The organism is Clavibacter sp. MX14-G9D (assembly GCF_032917815.1).
Classification (GTDB): Bacteria; Actinomycetota; Actinomycetes; order Actinomycetales; family Microbacteriaceae; genus Clavibacter; species Clavibacter michiganensis_K.
The window spans coordinates 1-2,417 of the sequence record NZ_JAVCVL010000304.1; the positions used below are offsets into that span (position 1 = coordinate 1).

A 2,417-nucleotide genomic window follows, 5' to 3' on the forward strand; every position below is an offset into this window, starting at 1 on the left:
ACATCGTGTACCTGAACAACAAGGCCGTGACGAAGGGCGGGTTCTACCCCAACGGCGTCAACGGCGGCATCAACACCAGCGCGGCCAACTAGCCCGCAGGCACGATCGCCACAGGGGCGCCGCCCACCTCCTCAGGTGGGCGGCGCCCCTGTCGTCGTCCGGGCGGTGCGCGCCCGTCGCGCGGAGGTGCCGCGGAGGTCGCGCGTCCGCGGTGCTACCGGCGGTTCCGCGGGCTGTCGGCCGCGAGCACCGAGTTCCGGCGCGAGTACGCCAGGTAGATCACGAGGCCGATGACCAGCCACACCCCGAAGCGCACCCAGGTCTCCCACGGCAGCGACGACACCAGCCACAGCGAGAAGCCGATCCCGACGATCGGCACGACGGGCATGAGCGGCAGGCGGAACGCGCGCGGGATCTCGGGGCGCTTGTAGCGCAGCACGATGACCGCGGCGCAGACCACCACGAACGCCAGCAGGATCCCGATGTTGGTGAGCTCGGCCACCACGGTGATGGGCAGGAAGCCCGCGAACAGCGCCGAGCCGATGCCGATGATCCAGGTCACGCGGGTGGGCACGTTGCGCTTCCGGTCCGTCACGGCGAACCACGCGGGCAGCAGGCCGTCGCGGCTCATGGAGAACCACACGCGCGAGGCGCCGAGCATGAACGTGAGCATCACCGTGACGACGCTCACGATCGCGCCGACGGCGACGACGTTCGCCACGGCGGGGAGGCCCACCGACTCGAAGGCCGTGGCGAAGCCGCTCTCCGGGTTGATGTCGCTGTAGCGCTGCATCCCGGTGAGGACGATGGTCGCGAGCACGTAGAGCACCATCGCGATGGCGAGCGACAGGAGGATCGCCTTCGGCATGTGCTTCGTGGCGTCCTTCGACTCCTCGGCCGCGGTGCTCATCGCGTCGTAGCCGAATACCGCGAAGAACACCGTCGCGGCGCCGGTGAACACGCCGGCCGCGCCGAAGGGGAAGTACGGCTGGTAGTTGGCGCCGGTGATCTGCGTGAAGCCGATCACGACGATGACGAGCACGAGCGCCACCTTCAGGCCCACGAGGTAGAGCTCGAAGCGGCCGACGCTCTTCATGCCGCGCGTGAGCACGAAGGCGGTGCCGAGGCAGAGGACCACGGCGAAGAGGTCGACCACGTGGCCGTCGCCCGTGCCCGCTGCTCCCAGCATCCAGGCGGGCAGGTCGATGCCGAGCTGGTCGAGCAGGAAGCCCGCGTACCCGGACACCCCGATGGCGACCACGCCCACGATGGCCGTGTACTCGAGCAGCAGGTCCCAGCCGATGAACCAACCCACGATCTCGCCGAGGGCCGCGTAGCCGTAGGTGTACGCGGATCCGGCCTTGGGGATCATGCCCGCGAACTCCGCGTAGGAGAGCGCCGCGGCCGCGCTGGCGATGCCGGCGATGAGGAACGAGATGAGGACGGCGGGGCCCGCGGTCTGGTTGGCGACCGTGCCGGCGAGCGTGAAGATGCCCGTGCCGATGATGCCGCCCACGCCGATCGCGGTGAGCTGCCAGAGACCGAGGGAGCGGGTCAGGCCGCCCTCCGAGCCCTGCGTGCCCGGCTCGTCCTCGATGGCGTCCACGGGCTTCCGCCGTGTCAGCGCCGACCAGAGGCTCGCGCTCGATGTGCTCATGGAGGACTCCTGCCGTCGGGGCCCGCGGGCCGCGTCGAGGCCGCCGGCGCCGGCGACGCCCCCAGTGTGGACCCGGCGCGGGATCCGCACCAGGTGCGGTCCGGCCGCCGGCCAGGACGGGGAGGGGGAGCTACGGGCGCTGCAGGGAGGGCTCGACGACGCGGATCCAGAGCCACACGGCGACGCTCAGCGCCGCGAAGGCCGCGGCGACGACGAGCGCCGTGATCCAGACCCCGGCCTGCACCCCCGACGCCGTCGTCGCGACCGCGGCGAACGCCAGCGTGAGGACGGCGACGCTCGTCACGGCCCACAGGGGCAGCGAGCGGAGGAGGAGCGACCGGCCGAGCACGAGCGACACCGGGGCGAGCGCCAGGGCCGCCGAGCTGAGCGCGGCGAGGGTCATCGTGCTGAGCAGCTCGTTGGCGGACTGCGCCCAGATGCCGCCGCGGGCGGGGACGAACCCGTAGGCGACCCACGCCGCGAGTCCCAGCGTCGCCAGCGCCCCGGACTGCACGAGGGCGAGGCGGGCCCGGGAGCGGTCGTCGCGGTCGTCGGCGACGAGGCCGAGGACCTGGCCGATGACGATGGGCGGCGCGAGGCCGAGGCCGCGCGACACGAGCACGGCGGTGGCCGAGAGGACGAGGAGGGCGGGCACGGCCCGGACCCGCGCCGGGCCCGCGCCCACGCGCCCGGCCACCGAGGCGACGGCGACGACGCCGACGCCGTTCACGACGGCGAGGCCGAGGAGCGCCGCGAGGAA

At 72.7% G+C, this 2,417-nt stretch carries 1 protein-coding gene and 1 pseudogene; both read right to left on the minus strand.

The genetic code is table 11. From position 1 onward, the window contains the following. Positions 1 to 214: 214 nt before the first annotated feature. Positions 215 to 1,657, minus strand: coding sequence for an amino acid permease (locus Q6969_RS14980; RefSeq protein WP_317231157.1), 1,443 nt, complete (start codon positions 1,655 to 1,657; stop codon positions 215 to 217). A 130-nt stretch (positions 1,658 to 1,787) separates the two neighbouring features. Beyond that, positions 1,788 to 2,417 (minus strand): annotated as a pseudogene (locus tag Q6969_RS14985) (hypothetical protein); the annotation flags it as partial.